Raw genomic sequence first — 16,768 nt, forward strand, 5'->3', positions numbered from 1 at the left:
TTCAGATTTTTGGTTTTACCTGTGGAGTTCCAGCGCTTTTTCCACAACGCGTAGCGAAAAAAGTGAATTTTAAGGCGTTTTTACGTGTTTGGTGGGCAGTTGGAGGTGAAGCAGGCGCGTAGTTCGCGGTTTTAGTTGTTTACAAAAGGTTTATATAAACATAGTGGTAGTAGTAAACGTGTAAGTAGCTGTGGATAACTCGTGTATACTGTTTACAAATCATTTGTTTACAGCGTAAACAACCAGCTGAATAAGCGCTGTATCAGTTCAGGAACAATTTTTGGATAAAATATCGGCCTGTGGTCAAAGTCCATGCTTAGCCACATCTCATCCTGTGGATATCCAGTCACTTATTCACAGGCTCGACCTGTTTTTGTAGTTGTTTTTCCAATTCTTCACCTAAAACCGGCTCGGAAAGCACAAATCCCTGCCCGAAATCGCAGCCGGCGGCCGTCAATGCGCTCAGTTGTTGCTGGTTTTCTATGCCTTCGGCGATCACTTTGATGCCGAGCTTGTGCGCCATGACGATAATTGCCTCACAAATCAGCAATCCGTCGGCCGGATTGATCTTGATGTAGTCCACTTCAAAGCGTTTGAGGAAGGTCAGCGCGCAGCCGGCGCCAAAATCATCCAGGCAAATCTCCATATGCTCGTGTTCGAGTCTGAGATTGTTGTTGGCGGCGTCCAGCAGCAGCTTGTCGGTGACTTCGATGACGATGCTTTTCGGATTGAGTTGCAATTCGTGCAGACAATCCAGCCATTGCCGGTAGTTGCTGCCGTCATCGCGGAACTGCGAGGCCGATTTATTCACACACACCTGGAAGGCCGGCGAGGTCATGGCTTGCAAGCGCAGCGCCTGGCGCGCGGCTTGCTGGAAAACCCAGTCGTCGATGCCGGCGATCATGCCGCTGCTTTCCGCGACGGCGAGGAATTCCGCCGGGTTGAGCAGTCCGCGCACAGGATGTTCCCAGCGCACCAGCGCTTCCGCCTTGACGATGGCGCCGCTGGCCAGGTCGACGATCGGCTGGTACAAGACGCGCAGTTGCTCGTCGGCCACGGCCTGGCGCAATTCGTCCACCAGGCTGATGCGCGCGCGCGACGCTTCCTGCATCGACGGCGCGAAATAATGGAAGCGGTTGCGGCCCTGCTGCTTGGCAGCGTACATGGCCTGGTCGGCGTTTTTGAGTAATTTTTCAGCGTCGGCTGCGTCTTCCGGGTAGAGGGTGATGCCGATGCTGCTCGAAATTTCAGCAACTTCGTCGCCCAGCTGGAACGGTGTGCTCATTTTCGCCAGGATTGCATGCGCCGTGCGGGCCACATCGCCCGAATTGCGCAGTTCGCTGAGGATGACGGTGAATTCGTCGCCGCCCAGCCTGGCCACGGTATCGGTGCTGCGCACGCAGCTGAGCAGGCGGGTTGCCACTTCTTTGAGCAGCAGATCGCCCTTGTCGTGGCCCAGCGTGTCGTTGATTTCCTTGAAGTAGTCCAGATCGACGAAAACCAGCGCCATCGGCAGGTGCGAGCGGTCGGTTTTCTTCATTTCCTTGCGCAGATGCTCGTGGAACATGCGCCGGTTCGGCAAGCCGGTCAGCGTGTCGAAGTTGGCCTGGCGCCAGATCAGTTCTTCCGAGGCTTTTTCTGGGTGATATCGCTGAGCAAAGCGACGTAGCGGAAGGGCTTGCCCTGTTCGTCGTAGACGGTGTTGATCAGGATCGACACCAGGTAGTCTTCATCGTCCTTGCGGCGGTGCCAGAGTTCGCCTTTCCAGTGGCCGCTTTCGGTCACGCATTTGAAAATGTGGTCGAAAAATTCCTGTTCATTGCGGCCGGATGCCAGGTCGTAGGCGCGCTGGCCGACCAGCTCTTTCTCGGTATAGCCGCTGACCACGGAAAATGCCGGATTCACGGTGAGGATCAGGCCTTTTGCGTCCGTCACCATCATGCCTTCGCCGCTGTTCTGGAACAGCAGCGCCATTTCCCGGCTAGCACTGTACAACTTGCGGTAGCGCAGTTCGCGTTCTTCCTGCCGCGCGTATGTGCGCAGCGAGAAATGGCCGGCGCTGAGCATCAACAACAACAATATCGCCAGTCCGCCGCCGGCGATCAGGTAGTTTTGCTGCTGCAGGCGCGCGGTTTCGGTGTCGTTGCTGCCGACGACGACGATCAGCGGCAGTCCATCCACCACGCGGTAGCTGAAAATCCGGCTCAGATTGTCGATCACGCTGACGTTTTTATACGTGCCGGACGGTGCCTGTTGCGCGTGCGCAAACAAGGGCGAAGCCTTCAGATCCAGGCCGAAGGCATTTTCAAAATTCGGCACGCGGGCGATGACTTTGCCGCTGCCGTGGACCAGGCCGATTGAGATGTCCGAATTGAAGCGCGAGTTTTCGAATACCTGCGCGTAGCGTTCCACATTCAAGGGGGCGGCGATCACGCCGAGGAACTCGCCCTTGGCAGTTTCCACCCTGCGGCTCAGGAAAAACAGCTTTTTCTTGCTGACTTTGCCGACAGATGGTTCGCCAATGAAAAGTTGGCCTTGGGCGCTGTTGTTGACGTGGACTTTGAAGTAGTCGCGGTCGGCATACGAGGCGCCGATGACGCTGTCGCCGATGGAAGTGGCGATCGCGTTACCGTTCGGATCGATAAACGTGATCCAGTAATCGCTGTTGAAACTGGAACCGCGCGAAGACAGCAGGGCGGTCATCGTTGCCGGCGAGGTGCTTTGTTTGGCAGGCAGAACCTTGATGGCATTGGCGAAGCCGATCAGCGACAGGTCGACCGACTGGATCGAGTAGCTGACATGGGCTTCCATCGCTTTGACGTAATGCTCGGTTTGCTTCTGGATGAAACGCTCGCGTTCCAGGTAGGAAGTGCGGAACTGGCTGATGACGACAGCAATGGCAAGGATGGCCATTGACGACAGGCCGGTGATCAAACGTCGCCGAAACCGCAGATATGCAGGCGACCGGGGTTTTTTGTGCGGTGAGGACAAAAACTTCTCCGGTTGTAGCTGTTTATTTGACAAGTCCAGTATATCGGAGGTTCTAAGGTTTACACTAAGGATGTAGATATAAAAATAGTGATAGTTGTTAACAACTGCACTTTTCTGTGGATAAGTCACCAATTTGAATTAGAATCAGGCGTTTACGGGCTGCATAAGCCGGCGCGTAAAACCGTGTATGAGCGGAGAACTGTTTTGGGATAAAAAAGTCGTCCCCAAAATTCTTTGTTTACTCACATTTCGGACCTGTGGATATCCCTACGCTTATCCACAGCTGAAAACAGCGGGCATGGCGTTTCCGTGGTCCATGCCGGGCATGCGTTCTATGGATTCCCGCCTGCGCGGGAATGACGGGAGACTGTTTTTGGAATCAGCAGGCGGCTACGACTACATCATCATTGGCGCCGGCTCGGCTGGCTGTGTACTGGCCAACCGGCTCAGCGCCGACAAAGACACCGAAGTCCTGCTGATCGAAGCGGGCGGCCGCGACGATTATGTGTGGATACACATCCCGGTCGGCTACCTGCACTGCATCGACAATCCCCGCACCGACTGGAAGTTCCGCACCGAAGCCGATGCCGGCCTCGGCGGCCGCAGCCTGCTCTACCCGCGCGGCAAGGTGCTCGGCGGCAGCTCCTCGATCAACGGCATGATCTACATGCGCGGCCAGGCCGGCGACTACGACCGCTGGGCCGCACTGACCGGCGACGACAGCTGGCGCTGGGAGTCGGTGCTGCCGCTGTTTAAAAAAGCGAGGACTACCACGGCGGCGCGTCGGAATTTCACGGCGCCGGCGGTTTGTGGCGCGTGGAAAAACAGCGTTTGTCGTGGCAGATACTGGACGCGTTCCGCGACGCGGCGGAGCAGGCCGGCATTCCGAAAGTCGACGATTTCAATCGCGGCGACAACGCCGGCTGCGGTTATTTCGACGTCAATCAAAAACGCGGCATCCGCTGGAACACCGCGAAAGCGTTTTTAAAACCGGCCGCGCGCCGGCCAAACCTGACCGTCATGACCGGCTGTCACGTGGAACGTTTGCAGATCGAAAACGGCGTCTGCACCGGCGTGATTTTTACCGGCGGCGGCACGCAATTCACCGCTACCGCGCACAAGGAAACCCTGCTGGCCGCTGGCGCCGTTGGCAGTCCGCAGATTTTGCAATGCTCCGGCATCGGTCCCGCGCAACGTTTGCATGAGCTCGGCATCAAGCCGGTTGCCGACCTGCCGGGCGTGGGCGAAAACCTGCAAGACCATCTGCAACTGCGCATGATCTACAAGCTGGGAAAAAATGCCCGCACGCTGAATACGATGACGTCCAGCTGGTTCGGCAAGATGCGCATCGGCCTCGAATATGCGATGTTCCAGAGCGGGCCGATGTCGATGGCGCCATCGCAGCTGGGCGCGTTCGCGCGCTCCAGCGCCAGCGAGCCGACGCCGAATCTGCAGTACCACGTGCAGCCGCTGTCGCTGGAAAAATTCGGCGATCCGCTGCATGTTTTTCCGGCCTTTACAGCCAGCGTCTGCAATCTGCGGCCGACCTCGCGCGGCCATGTGCGGCTTGCCAGCGGCGATCCGTACGCACCGCCGAAAATTGCGCCAATGTACTTGAGCACGCCTGAAGACCGCCAGGTCGCCGCCGCCGCTTTGACGCTGACGCGCAACATCGTCGCCGCGCCGGCCATGAAAAAATACGCGCCGGAAGAATATAGACCGGGTTTCCATTACCGTACCGAGGAAGAATTGGCCGAGGCCGCGGGCGCCATCGGCACGACGATTTTTCATCCGGTCGGCACCTGCAAAATGGGCCGCGCCGACGATCCCGCCGCGGTGGTCGACAGCCAGCTACGGGTGAAAGGCGTGGAAAAACTGCGTGTTGTGGATGCGTCCGTCATGCCCTTCATCACCTCCGGCAACACCAACTCGCCGACCATCATGATCGCTGAAAAAGCCGCTCAACTAATCCGCGCCGCTTAAATGTAGATCAAAAATTCATCGTATTTATACTGTATTGTTAGCGAATTTGTTACTGTGTATGATCTAGAAAATTGGTACTTTGAAAAGAATAACAGGGAGACAGGATGTCCGACGTTATCTTGGAAACAAAGCACTTGACCAAGGAATTCAAGGGTTTCACCGCGGTCAATGATGTGAATCTCAAAGTACAGCGCGGCCACATCCATGCGCTGATCGGCCCCAACGGGGCAGGCAAAACCACATGCTTCAATTTGCTGACCAAGTTTCTCGTCCCGAGTTCCGGTCAGATCCTGTTCAACGGCGCCGACATCACGGCCGCCAGGCCGGCGCAGATCGCCCGCATGGGCGTGATCCGTTCCTTCCAGATTTCCGCAGTCTTTCCGCACCTGACGGTGTTGCAGAATGTGCGCATCGGCTTGCAGCGCCAGCTCGGCACCAGCTTTTTTCTGGCAGAGCGAGCGCGCGCTGAACCAGCTCAACGAGCGTGCCATGCAGTTGCTGGCGGAAGTCGATCTGAGCGACTTCGCCGACACCATCACCGTCGATATGCCTTACGGCCGCAAGCGCGCATTGGAAATCGCCACCACGCTGGCGATGGAGCCGGAGCTGATGCTGCTCGATGAGCCGACCCAGGGCATGGGCCACGAGGATGTGCACCGCGTAACCGAGCTGATCAAAAAAGTGTCGGCCGGGCGCACGATTCTGATGGTCGAACACAATATGAAAGTGGTGGCCGGGATCTGCGACAAGATCTCGGTGCTGCAGCGCGGCGCCATGCTGGCCGAGGGCACGTATGCCGAGGTGTCGACCAACGCGCAGGTGATGGAGGCGTACATGGGCACCGAAGCGGCGGTGCTGGAAGGAGCGCACTGATGACGGCCGCCCTGGAAATTTCGAACCTGCAAGCGTGGTATGGCGAATCGCACATTCTGCACAACGTCAACATGACGGTGCAGCCGGGCGAAGTGGTGACGCTGCTCGGCCGCAACGGCGCCGGCCGCACCACCACGCTGCGCGCCATCATGGGGCTGACCGGTGCGCGCAAAGGCTCGATCAAGGTCAACGGCGCTGAAGCGATCGGCTTGCCGACGCACAAGATCGCCCACCTCGGCATCGGCTATTGCCCCGAAGAGCGCGGCATTTTTTCGTCGCTGTCGGCCGAGGAAAACCTGCTGCTGCCGCCGCAGCTGAACGGCGCCGGCAAGGGCATGCAGATCGCGGAAATCTACGGCATGTTCCCCAATCTGCAAGAGCGCAGGCACAGCCAGGGCACGCGGCTGTCCGGCGGCGAGCAGCAGATGCTGGCGGTGGCGCGCATCCTGCGCACCGGCGCGCGCCTGCTGCTACTCGATGAAATTTCCGAGGGCCTGGCGCCGGTCATCGTGCAGGGGCTGGCGCGCATGATCACCACGCTGAAAGCGAAGGGCTACACCATCGTCATGGTGGAACAGAATTTCCGCTTCGCCGCGCCACTGGCGGACCGGTTTTATGTGATGGAACACGGGCAGATTGTGGAGACCTTTGTTGCATCGGAGTTGAGCGCCAAGATGCCGGTGTTGACCGAGCTATTGGGTGTGTAAAACCTTGGTAGGAGACAGACAATGAAAATCAAAGCCATCACACTGGCAGCCGCCGCTTGCGCATCGTTGTCCGCGCAGGCGCAGATTTCCAATGACACCGTGAAGATCGGTTTCATCACCGACATGTCCGGCCTGTACACCGACATCGATGGCGCCGGCGGCGCCGAGGCCATCAAGATGGCGATCGCCGATGCGGGCGGCAACATCAACGGCAAGAAGATCGAGTTCATTTCCGCCGACCACCAGAACAAGGCCGACATCGCCGCCTCCAAGGCGCGCGAATGGTTCGACCAGCAGGGCGTGGACATGCTGATCGGCGGCACCAACTCCGGCGCCAACCTGGCCATGGCCAAGGTGGCGGCCGAGAAGAAAAAATCTTCATCTCGATCGGCGCCGGCTCGGCGCGCCTGACCAACGAGGAGTGCACGCCGTACACGGTGCATTACGCCTACGACACCATCGCGCTGGCGCGCGGCACCGGCGGCGCCATCGTCAAGCAGGGCGGCAAGAACTGGTATTTCATGACCGCCGACTATGCGTTCGGCCAGTCGCTGGAAAAGGATACGTCCGACCTGGTGAAGGCGGCCGGCGGCAAGGTGCTGGGCTCGGTCAAGCATCCGTTGTCGGCGTCGGACTTCTCGTCCTTCCTGTTGCAGGCGCAGTCGTCGGGCGCGCAGATTCTCGGCCTGGCCAACGCCGGCGGCGACGCGATCAACTCGATCAAGGCCGCCAACGAATTCGGCATCACCAAGAAGATGAAGCTGGCCGGGCTGCTGATCTTCATTAACGATGTGCATTCGCTGGGCCTGAACCTGACCCAGGGCATGTACCTGACCGACGGCTGGTACTGGGACCAAAGCGCCGAGACGCGCGCATGGTCCAAGCGCTATTTCGACAAGATGAAGAAGTCGCCGTCGATGCTGCAGGCCGCCGACTATTCGGCCGCCGGCAACTACCTGAAGGCGGTGAAGGCGGTCGGCACCGATGACTCCGACAAGGTGATGGCTTACCTCAAGGCGAACAAGATCAACGATGTGTTCACCAAGAACGGCGTGATCCGGCCGGACGGCCGCATGGTGCACGATATGTATCTGATGGAGGTGAAGAAGCCGTCGGAGTCGAAGTATCCGTGGGATTACTACAAGGTGGTGGCCACCATTCCGGGCGAGCAGGCTTACGCCACCAAGGCGGAGACCAAGTGCAGCTTGTGGAAATAGCGTTATGCCCGCGAAATAACGGCATCGCGAAATAACGTCATTCCCGCGTAGGCGGGAATCCATGGAACGCTGGCTCAGCATGGATTCCCGCCTGCGCGGGAATGACGGTTCATATGATCTTTCTATCTGGATTCCCATGGAAATCTTCGGCTATCCCTTGCCCATGATCATGAGCCAGCTACTGCTGGGCCTGGTCAACGGCTCGTTCTACGCGATGCTGTCGCTGGGCCTGGCGGTAATCTTCGGCCTGCTCAATGTGATTAACTTTTCCCACGGCGCGCTGTACATGATGGGCGCGTTCCTGGCGTGGATGGGCATCGAATACTGGGGCCTTAACTACTGGGTCATGCTGGTGCTGGCGCCGCTGATGGTCGGCGTGTTCGGCGTCATCATCGAGAAGACCATGCTGCGCCACCTGTACCGGCTGGACCACCTGTACGGCCTGCTGCTGACCTTCGGCATCACGCTGCTGGTGGAAGGCGTGTTCCGCTCGTTCTACGGCGTCTCCGGCCAGCCGTTCCAGGTGCCCGAGGCGCTGGCCGGCGCCACCGACCTCGGCTTCATGGTGATGCCGAACTACCGCGGCTGGGTGGTGCTGGCCTCGCTGGTGGTGTGCCTGTCCACCTGGTTCGTCATCGAGAAGACCAAGCTGGGCGCCTACCTGCGCGCCGGCACCGAGAATCCCAAGCTGGTGGAAGCGTTCGGCATCAACGTGCCGCTGATGGTGACGCTGACCTATGGCTTCGGCGTCGCTTTGGCGGGCTTTGCAGGCGTTCTGGCGGCGCCGATCATCCAGGTGCAGCCCCTGATGGGGCAGAACCTGATTATCGTCGTATTCGCCGTTGTGGTGATCGGCGGCATGGGGTCGATCATGGGTTCGATCCTGACCGGCCTGGCGCTGGGCGTCATCGAGGGGCTGACCAAGGTGTTTTATCCGGAGTTTTCGTCGACCGTGGTGTTTCTGGTGATGGTGGTGGTGCTGCTGCTGCGTCCGGCAGGGCTGTTCGGTAAGGAACGATGATGAACAAGAAAATTGGCTACCTGATTGCGTTGGCGATTGCCGTGGCGGCGCCGTTCGTCGGCTACCCGGTGTTTCTGTCCAAGCTGTTGTGCTTCGCGCTGTTTGCCTGCGCCTTCAACCTGCTGATCGGCTTTACCGGTTTGCTGTCGTTCGGCCACGCGGCCTTCTTCGGCATGGCCGGCTATGTGGCCGGCAACGCGCTGAAGCACTGGGGCCTGCCGTTCGAGCTGGGCGTGCTCAGCGGGGTCGCCGCCGGCGCCCTGATCGGGCTGGTGATGGGCGCGCTGGCGATTCGCCGCCAGGGCATCTACTTCTCGATGATCACGCTGGCGCTGGCGCAGATGGTCTACTTCGGCGCGCTGCGGGCAGGGGAGTTCACCGGCGGCGAGGATGGCTTGCAAGGCGTTCCACGGGGCCGGCTGCTTGGCGTGGTCGACCTCAGCAACGACACCACGCTGTACTTCGTCGTGCTCGGCATCTGCGTGCTGGCGTTCGCGCTGATCGTGCGCACCGTGCATTCGCCGTTCGGCCAGGTGCTGAAGGCGATCAAGGAAAACGAGCCGCGCGCGATCTCGCTCGGCTATGACGTCGACAAATACAAGCTGCTGGCCTTCGTGCTGTCGGCCGCGCTGGCGGCGCTGGCCGGCGCCACCAAGACCGTCGTGCTGGGCTTTGAAACCTTGACCGATGTCCATTGGACGATGTCCGGCCTGGTTATTCTGATGACACTGGTTGGCGGCATGGGCACGCTGGCCGGACCTATGATTGGCGCCATCATCATCATCGCGCTGGAAAACAAGCTGGGCGACTGGGGCACGCTGCTCGCCCGCGTCACCGGCATCGAGTGGTTTAACACCATCGGGGAAGCGGTCAACATGGTGGTTGGCCTGATCTTCATTATTTGTGTGCTGTTGTTCCGGCGCGGGATCATCGGTGAAGTCATCGCCCTCGCAGGAAAGAAGAAACCTGTATGAGGACGCTATGCAAATCAAAACCATTGTGCTGGCGCTGGCCGGCATCACACTCGCCGCCTGCGGCTCGCGGCACGAGCACGACCATCCGGAAGACCTGAACAGCAAGCCGGCCTACCTCGGCGACATCAGCAGTACATCCTACGACGGCGCCAGCGACGACTTGCTGACCGCCGGCCTCGGCAAGACAGGACTGGCGGCCGCGCCGCCGGCCTACGCCGATCCCGCCCATCCCACGCCCGCCGAGCTGCGCCGCAACGCCATCCACAGCAATTACCGCGCCGTGCTGGACATTGCCGCCAACAGCGGCTACGGCACGCTGTACGGGCCCAATGTCGACGCCAAAGGCGTGGCCGGCACGGGCGAGGGCAAGATCGCCGGCAGCGAGCATATTGCCTACACCGACGATAACGTCACGCTGATGGTGCAGGTTCCGGCCGGTTTCGACGTGAAGCAGCCCTGCATTGTCACCGGCACGTCGAGCGGCTCGCGCGGCATCTACGGCGCCATCAGCACTTCGGGCGAATGGGCGCTGAAGAACAACTGCGCCGTGGCCTACAGCGACAAGGGCGGCGGCACCGGCCTCTACACTTTCGACGACGATAGCGTGAACTTGCAGAATGGCGTGCGGGCCACGCGCGCGGCGGCCGGCAAGAGCGCCACTTTCGCGCCGCCGCTGGGCGACGCCGAGCGCGCCGCTTTCACCGCCGCCTATCCGGGCCGCATCGCCTTCAAGCACGCGCACTCGCAGCAGAACCCGGAAAAGGACTGGGGCAAGTACACCTTGCAGGCGGTGGAGTTTGCCTTCTACGTGCTGAACGAAAAGTACGGCACGCTGGCGCGCGACAACAAAAGCCACATCGTCACGCTGACGCCGAGGAACACCATCACCATCGCCTCCAGCATTTCCAACGGCGGCGGCGCGGCCCTGCTGGCGGCCGAGCAGGACACCAAGGGCCTGATCACCGGTGTGGCTGTTGGCGAGCCGCAGATCCAGCCCAAAACCAGCAGCGGCTATACGGTGCGGCAGGGCGCGCTGGCGGCGCCGGGGCAGGGCAAGGCGCTGTTCGACTACGCGACCTATGCGGCGCTGTACCAGCCGTGCATCGCCGGACCCGCCGCGCCGGGACGTTGCTCTGCGCTGGCGGCGAAAGGGCTGTTAAATGGCGCCGATGCCACGGCGCAGCAGAATGACGCCAGGGCCCGGCTGCGAGCCTACGGCTGGCTGGAAGATTCCGATCCGCTTCAGGCCGCACACGCCGGCACCAACGTGCTGGTGGCCGTCACCTATGCCTACGCCTACGGCAAGTTTTCTGTTACAGACAAAGTGTGCGGGTTGACATTTGCGCCGGTCAACGCGTCTGGCGCGCCGGTGCCGTTCACGGCCGAGCAAAAGGCGGCCAGCTTCGCCGCGCAGAGCGGCATCATCGGCAGCGTGGTGTATGAGGACGCGGTGGGCGGGGCGCAGGCTTACCAGATCGGCGTTTCGCCCGGCAGCGGCGTTGCCGACCAGTCGCTGGACGCCTTCCTCTGCCTGCGCTCGCTGGCGGTTGGCGTCGACGCGGTCAGCGGCGCCCCGCTGGCCGGCACGCTGGCGACGCAGAGTGCGCGCATCCGCGCCGGTATCGCCGAGGTGCAGGCCGGGGGCAACCTGAAAGGCAAGCCGGCCATCATCGTGCATGGCCGCAGGGATACGCTGATTCCGGTGAACTTCGCTTCGCGCGCTTATGTCGGCCTGAACGCGGCGGCCGAGGGCGCCGCAAGCAGGCTGCGCTATATCGAGGTGACCAATGCCAATCACTTCGACTCGTTCACCAATGCGCTGCCGCAAAGCGTGGTGCCGCTACATCCCTATTTGTTCCGCGCGCTCGATGCGTTGCTGGCCCATCTGCGCAACAGCGCCACGCCCTTGCCGCCGTCGCAGGTGGTACGCACGGTGGCGCGGCTGGATAACACCACGCCGCTAACCGCCGCCAACCTGCCGGCGTTTGCCGCTGCGCCGGCGGCCGCCAACGCGATTGCGGTCAGCGGCACGACGGTCACGGTGCCTGACTAAAGCGCGGCGGCGTAGATCGCCATCGCATCGTCGCGCGTGACGGTGCGAGGGTTGTTGCCCAGCAAGCGGGTCTGGAGCATGGCGTCATCCGCCAGCCGGTCCAGGTCCGCCTCCTTGATGCCGACCTGCTGCAGCGTGCGCTCGATGCCGGTGACAGTGGCGATTTGTTGCATGGCGATAGCCAATGCCTCCGCGCGCGCCTCGGTCGAACCGCTGGCGGCCGGCACGACTATCTCCGCCAGTTCGGCGTACAGGCTGGCCGCCTCGGGCGCATTGAATCGCAGCACGTGCGGCAGCACCAGCGAATTCGACAGTCCATGTGGCACGTGAAAAATCCCGCCGATAGGGTAGGCCAGCGCATGCACCGCCGCCACCGGCGCGTTCGAGAAAGCCTGCCCGGCCAGCATCGCACCGAGCAGCATGGCCTGGCGCGCGGCCAGGTTGCTGCCGTTTTCGCAGGCGGCAATCAGATTGGCCGACAGCAGTTGCAGCGCCTTGCGCGCCAGGATGTCGGATAGCGGATTCTTCTTGTGCTTGCTGGTGTAAGCCTCGATCGCATGCACCATGGCGTCGATGCCGGTGGCTGCAGTCACTTGCGGCGGCAAGCCCATGGTCAGCTCCGCGTCCAGCAATGCCAAATCGGCATAGAGCTGCGGCGCGACCACGCCCATTTTTGTGGTAGCGCCGGTGGTGACGATGGCGATATTGGTTACTTCCGAGCCGGTGCCGGCGGTGGTGGGAATCTGCACCAGCGGCAGCCGCGTGCCCTGCACATTGCCGATGCCGTAGATGGCGCTGATCGGCTGCACGCTGGCCGCCAGCACGGCGATCAGCTTGGCCACATCCATCGAACTGCCGCCGCCGAGGCCGATCACAATATCGGTCTGGAACCTGCGGGCAGCATCCACCGCCTCCAGCACCACGGCCTCCGGCGGATCGGCCACCACCTTGGAATACACCTCGACGGCCAGGCCGGCGGCGCGCAGGCTGGCTGCCGGGGCCTCGACCAGGCCAGTTCTGAGGAAGCCCGGATCGGTGACGAGCAGGGCGCGTTTGGCTGCGGGAAAACGTTGGGCGATGTGCTCGCCGAGCCGTCCGGCGCCGCCCAGTTCGGAGACGATATGGGCGACGGTGCTGAAAGCAAAAGCGGGGAAATCAGTCATGACGTGGCATCCGTTCAGTAGTGAATTCTGCGACAAGCTTACCCCAAGCCATGCCGGATGCGCATAAGCTGGCGCACATTTCTTCCGTACAATAGAGCCTTTGCACGTTGGGGATGACGGGATCATGGTGGACTTCTGGGTGTTGGGTATTGCTGCGTTCGGCGCAGGTCTGGTCGATGCGGTGGTGGGCGGAGGAGGGCTGATCCAGCTGCCGACCATGTTCACGGTGTTTCCCAACATGGCGCCGGCCACGCTGATCGGCACCAACAAGCTGGCCAGCATCTTCGGCACCAGCGTTGCGGCGGTGAGTTACGCGCGGCGGGTAGCGATCGCCTGGTCGGTGGCGACGCCGGCGGCGTTGGCGGCGCTGATCTTCGCCTTCCTTGGCGCCTACACCGTTACCCATGTCTCGGCCGACTTCATGCGCACCGCGCTGCCGGTGGTGCTGGTGCTGGTGGCGATCTATACCTTTGCCAAGAAGGACTTCGGCAGCGTCCACGCGCCTATCCACACCGGCGCCAAGGAGCAGTCGCTGGCGCTGGTGGTCGGCGCGGCCATCGGTTTTTATGATGGCTTCTTCGGCCCCGGCACCGGCAGCTTCCTGGTGTTCCTGTTTGTGCGGGTGTTTGGTTTCGACTTCCTCGGTGCCTCGGCGGTGGCCAAGGTGGTGAATGTGGCGTGCAACTTCGCCGGGCTGGTGTGGTTTGGCTACGCCGGCCACCTGATCTGGCAGCTGGGCCTGACGATGGCGGTGTGTCAGATTGCCGGTTCCCTGATCGGCTCGCGGATGGCGATGAAGCATGGCAGCGGCTTCGTGCGCAAGTTGTTCCTGGTTGTGGTGTCAGTGCTGATCGTCAAGACTGGCTACGATGCGTGGCTACGTTGGTAACACTGTTCCACGTGAAACATTAACCACCCGTCATTCCCGCGTAGGCGGGAATCCATAGAGCGGTCGCATGATCCCAAGCTCAGTATGGGTTCCCGCCTTCGCGGGAACGACGGCGATAGTTGGATGGTATAGGGCACTTCGGTGCCCTTTTTCATTGTTTCACGTGGAACACAGAGAAGAATATTTTTGCCTAAAAAAGTCGCAGCATCAAAAAAACTCTATAATTTGACCTTGATCCCTTCGCTTCACTTTTTCCACACTATGTTATTCCCTACCAAATTCGACGTCATCGTTGTCGGCGGTGGTCACGCCGGCACCGAAGCAGCGCTTGCTTCCGCCCGCATGGGCCAGAAGACGCTGCTGCTTACCCACAACATTGAGACGCTGGGTCAGATGTCGTGCAACCCATCCATCGGCGGTATCGGCAAAGGCCATCTGGTCAAGGAAGTCGATGCACTGGGCGGCGCCATGGCGATCGCCACCGATGAATCGGGCATCCAGTTCCGCATCCTGAACTCCTCCAAAGGCCCAGCCGTGCGCGCTACCCGCGCCCAGGCCGACCGTATCCTGTACAAGGCAGCGATCCGTTCGCGCCTGGAAAACCAGCCGAATCTGTGGCTGTTCCAGCAGGCTGTCGACGATCTGATGGTGGAGGGCGACCGCGTGGTCGGCGCCGTCACCCAGATCGGCCTGAAGTTCCTGGCGCCAGCCGTGGTGCTGACCGCCGGCACCTTCCTCGACGGTAAAATCCACGTCGGCCTGAACAACTACTCGGGCGGCCGCGCCGGCGATCCGCCAGCCGTGTCGCTGTCCGCGCGACTGAAAGAGCTGAAGCTGCCGCAGGGCCGCCTGAAGACCGGCACGCCGCCGCGTATCGACGGCCGCAGCATCGATTTCACCCAGATGACTGAACAGCCGGGCGATCTGGATCCTGTGCCAGTGTTCTCGGTAATGGGCAACGCATCCATGCACCCCGAGCAGATGCCATGCTGGGTGACGCACACCAACAGCAAAACCCACGACATCATCCGTGGCGGTCTGGACCGCAGCCCGATGTACACCGGCGTCATCGAAGGCGTTGGTCCGCGCTATTGCCCGTCGATCGAGGACAAGATTCACCGCTTCTCGTCCAAGGAATCGCACCAGATTTTCCTTGAACCGGAAGGTCTGACGACCCACGAATTCTATCCAAACGGCATCTCCACCAGCCTGCCGTTCGACGTCCAAATCGAGCTGGTGCGCTCGATGAAAGGCCTGGAAAACGCCCACATCCTGCGTCCCGGCTACGCCATTGAATACGATTATTTCGACCCGCGCGGCCTGAAAGCGTCGCTGGAAACCAAGGCCATCAATGGCCTGTTCTTCGCCGGCCAGATCAACGGCACCACCGGCTACGAAGAAGCCGCCGCACAAGGCTTGCTGGCCGGCGTCAACGCCGCGCTGCAAACCCAGGGCAAGGAAGCCTGGACGCCGGCGCGCTCGGAAGCCTACCTCGGCGTGATGGTGGATGACCTCGTCACGCAGGGCGTAATGGAGCCGTACCGCATGTTCACCAGCCGCGCCGAGTACCGCCTGAGCCTGCGCGAAGACAACGCCGACATGCGCCTGACCGAGATCGGCCGCAAGCTCGGCGTGATCGGCGATGCGCAGTGGGAAGCCTTCGACCGCAAGCGCGAAGCGGTGGCCAAGGAGCTGGAACGCCTGCGTTCCACGTGGGTGAATCCACGCATTCTGGAAGCGGCTGAATCGGAGCGCGTGATCGGCCAGGCCATCGAGCGCGAGTATTCGCTGGCCGATCTGCTGCGCCGTCCGGGCGTGGCCTACGACACGCTGATGACGCTGAAAGGCGCCGACGGCCGCGCGCTGGCGGGACCTGGCGAAAGCGACGAGGCGGTCAAGGAACAGATCGAAATCCAGCTCAAATATTCGGGCTATATCGACCGTCAGACGCGTGAAGTCGAGCGTCACGAACACTACGAAAACCTGAAGCTGCCGGAGAATTACAACTACCTGGACATCACCGCGTTGTCGGTGGAAGTACGCCAGAAGTTGCACGCGCAGCGCCCGGAAACGCTGGGCCAGGCATCGCGTATTTCGGGCGTGACGCCCGCGGCGATTTCGCTGCTGCTGGTGCACCTGAAGAAGGCTGGGTTTGGTGGTTTTGTGCAGAAAGATGAGGCGGCATGAAGGTGTTTGACCGTGGCGTAATCGCGGATGTTTTGAAACAAGGCATCGATCAACTGCCGCTGGCGCTGGACGCGGCGCAGGTAGAGAAGCTGCTGGATTATCTGGCCCTGCTGAACAAGTGGAATGCAGTCTACAACCTGACCTCGGTGCGCGATCCACTGGAAATGGTGAAGCTGCATTTGCTCGATTCGCTGGCGGCAGTGCCGGCCTTTGCCGGCGCCGCAAACGTGCTGGACGTCGGGGCAGGGGGCGGGCTGCCGGGCATGGTACTGGCGATCAGCCGGCCGGACATGAGGGTGTCGATGATCGACACGGTACACAAGAAGACCGCCTTCCTTAACCAGGTAAAGGCCGAGCTGGAACTGGGCAATGTGACCGTGTAGTACGAAGAAGGTGCAGGAGCTGGAAGTGAAGACCAAGTTCGACGTCATCACTTCCCGGGCGTTCGCGGATCTGTCGGATTTCGTCAACTGGTCCGGGCACCTGCTGGCGGAGGGGGGCAATACATCGCCCTGAAAGGCACGGCGCCGGCAGAGGAGCGGGAGCGACTGCCGGCACCATGGAAAGTGCAGAAACTGGAGCCTTTGGCAGTGCCGGGGCTGGACGCGGAACGCCACCTGGTGTTCATCAAGCCAGAAACAGTATAAACGGTTTATACGGTATAAATGGTTTATATCATATAAATAGTATAAATCGTTTATATCGTTTAT

9 protein-coding genes and 4 pseudogenes are annotated in these 16,768 nt (G+C 60.9%); 10 read left to right on the forward strand and 3 right to left on the reverse strand.

The features are described 5' to 3' along the window. Positions 1–346: 346 nt before the first annotated feature. Both ACRQ5J_RS01655 and ACRQ5J_RS01660 read right to left on the reverse strand, forming a co-directional pair. Positions 347–1,567 (reverse strand): putative bifunctional diguanylate cyclase/phosphodiesterase, encoded by a 1,221-nt coding sequence (locus tag ACRQ5J_RS01655; protein ID WP_432380860.1) that lies wholly within the window; start codon positions 1,565–1,567, stop codon positions 347–349. 50 nt (positions 1,568–1,617) lie between these two features. After that, entirely contained in the window at positions 1,618–2,913 is a 1,296-nt protein-coding gene (locus ACRQ5J_RS01660; RefSeq protein WP_432380861.1) for a PAS domain-containing protein, read from the reverse strand. A gap of 451 nt (positions 2,914–3,364) precedes the next feature. Between ACRQ5J_RS01660 and ACRQ5J_RS01665 the strand changes: the two are divergent. The 7 genes and pseudogenes from ACRQ5J_RS01665 to ACRQ5J_RS01695 all read left to right on the forward strand — a co-directional run bounded on the left by ACRQ5J_RS01665 (position 3,365) and on the right by ACRQ5J_RS01695 (position 11,819). Further along, a pseudogene (locus tag ACRQ5J_RS01665) lies at positions 3,365–4,974 on the forward strand (GMC family oxidoreductase). A 104-nt stretch (positions 4,975–5,078) separates the two neighbouring features. Further along, positions 5,079–5,847, forward strand: a pseudogene (locus ACRQ5J_RS01670) (ABC transporter ATP-binding protein). Further along, complete coding sequence (locus ACRQ5J_RS01675; RefSeq protein WP_432380862.1) at positions 5,847–6,554, forward strand: ABC transporter ATP-binding protein; 708 nt, start codon at positions 5,847–5,849, stop codon at positions 6,552–6,554. The pseudogene ACRQ5J_RS01670 and the gene ACRQ5J_RS01675 overlap by 1 nt, the downstream one beginning before the upstream one ends. A gap of 21 nt (positions 6,555–6,575) precedes the next feature. Further along, positions 6,576–7,771 (forward strand): annotated as a pseudogene (locus ACRQ5J_RS01680) (ABC transporter substrate-binding protein). A gap of 136 nt (positions 7,772–7,907) precedes the next feature. Beyond that, on the forward strand, positions 7,908–8,792 hold the full coding sequence (locus ACRQ5J_RS01685; RefSeq protein WP_432380863.1) for a branched-chain amino acid ABC transporter permease: 885 nt from the start codon (positions 7,908–7,910) through the stop codon (positions 8,790–8,792). Then, positions 8,792–9,766, forward strand: a complete 975-nt coding sequence (locus ACRQ5J_RS01690) for a branched-chain amino acid ABC transporter permease (RefSeq protein ID WP_432380864.1) — start codon at positions 8,792–8,794, stop codon at positions 9,764–9,766. Before ACRQ5J_RS01685 ends, ACRQ5J_RS01690 begins: the two co-directional genes overlap by 1 nt. A 7-nt stretch (positions 9,767–9,773) precedes the next feature. After that, positions 9,774–11,819: a 3-hydroxybutyrate oligomer hydrolase family protein gene (locus ACRQ5J_RS01695; protein WP_432380865.1), complete on the forward strand. Its 2,046-nt coding sequence runs from the start codon at positions 9,774–9,776 to the stop codon at positions 11,817–11,819. Here the strand turns inward: ACRQ5J_RS01695 and ACRQ5J_RS01700 are convergent. After that, complete coding sequence (locus tag ACRQ5J_RS01700) at positions 11,816–12,982, reverse strand: iron-containing alcohol dehydrogenase (RefSeq protein ID WP_432380866.1); 1,167 nt, start codon at positions 12,980–12,982, stop codon at positions 11,816–11,818. The two genes, ACRQ5J_RS01695 and ACRQ5J_RS01700, sit on opposite strands and share 4 nt — an antisense overlap. 124 nt (positions 12,983–13,106) lie before the next feature. Here ACRQ5J_RS01700 and ACRQ5J_RS01705 point away from each other — a divergent pair, with 124 nt between their 5' ends. The 3 genes and pseudogenes from ACRQ5J_RS01705 to rsmG all read left to right on the forward strand — a co-directional run bounded on the left by ACRQ5J_RS01705 (position 13,107) and on the right by rsmG (position 16,705). Then, the gene (locus tag ACRQ5J_RS01705; protein WP_432380867.1) at positions 13,107–13,871 is read left to right on the forward strand and encodes a TSUP family transporter; all 765 of its coding nucleotides are present in this window, start codon (positions 13,107–13,109) and stop codon (positions 13,869–13,871) included. A gap of 261 nt (positions 13,872–14,132) precedes the next feature. After that, the gene (mnmG, locus tag ACRQ5J_RS01710) at positions 14,133–16,058 is read left to right on the forward strand and encodes a tRNA uridine-5-carboxymethylaminomethyl(34) synthesis enzyme MnmG (RefSeq protein ID WP_432380868.1); all 1,926 of its coding nucleotides are present in this window, start codon (positions 14,133–14,135) and stop codon (positions 16,056–16,058) included. After that, a pseudogene (gene rsmG, locus ACRQ5J_RS01715) lies at positions 16,055–16,705 on the forward strand (16S rRNA (guanine(527)-N(7))-methyltransferase RsmG). The gene mnmG and the pseudogene rsmG overlap by 4 nt, the downstream one beginning before the upstream one ends. The last annotated feature ends 63 nt before the right edge of the window (positions 16,706–16,768 follow it).

Origin of the sequence: Duganella sp. P38, assembly GCF_050859475.1 — a bacterium.
Classification (GTDB): domain Bacteria; phylum Pseudomonadota; class Gammaproteobacteria; order Burkholderiales; family Burkholderiaceae_D; genus Rugamonas.

What these genes read in the sequence shown, in the direction of transcription:
- ACRQ5J_RS01675 (WP_432380862.1), top strand. Translation starts at nt 5,847, where the DNA reads ATGACGGCCGCCCTGGAAATTTCGAACCTGCAAGCGTGGTATGGCGAA.
- ACRQ5J_RS01660 (WP_432380861.1), bottom strand. Translation starts at nt 2,913, where the DNA reads ATGGCCATCCTTGCCATTGCTGTCGTCATCAGCCAGTTCCGCACTTCC.
- ACRQ5J_RS01690 (WP_432380864.1), top strand. Translation starts at nt 8,792, where the DNA reads ATGAACAAGAAAATTGGCTACCTGATTGCGTTGGCGATTGCCGTGGCG.
- ACRQ5J_RS01695 (WP_432380865.1), top strand. Translation starts at nt 9,774, where the DNA reads ATGCAAATCAAAACCATTGTGCTGGCGCTGGCCGGCATCACACTCGCC.
- ACRQ5J_RS01700 (WP_432380866.1), bottom strand. Translation starts at nt 12,982, where the DNA reads ATGACTGATTTCCCCGCTTTTGCTTTCAGCACCGTCGCCCATATCGTC.
- mnmG (WP_432380868.1), top strand. Translation starts at nt 14,133, where the DNA reads ATGTTATTCCCTACCAAATTCGACGTCATCGTTGTCGGCGGTGGTCAC.
- ACRQ5J_RS01705 (WP_432380867.1), top strand. Translation starts at nt 13,107, where the DNA reads ATGGTGGACTTCTGGGTGTTGGGTATTGCTGCGTTCGGCGCAGGTCTG.
- ACRQ5J_RS01685 (WP_432380863.1), top strand. Translation starts at nt 7,908, where the DNA reads ATGGAAATCTTCGGCTATCCCTTGCCCATGATCATGAGCCAGCTACTG.
- ACRQ5J_RS01655 (WP_432380860.1), bottom strand. Translation starts at nt 1,567, where the DNA reads ATGTTCCACGAGCATCTGCGCAAGGAAATGAAGAAAACCGACCGCTCG.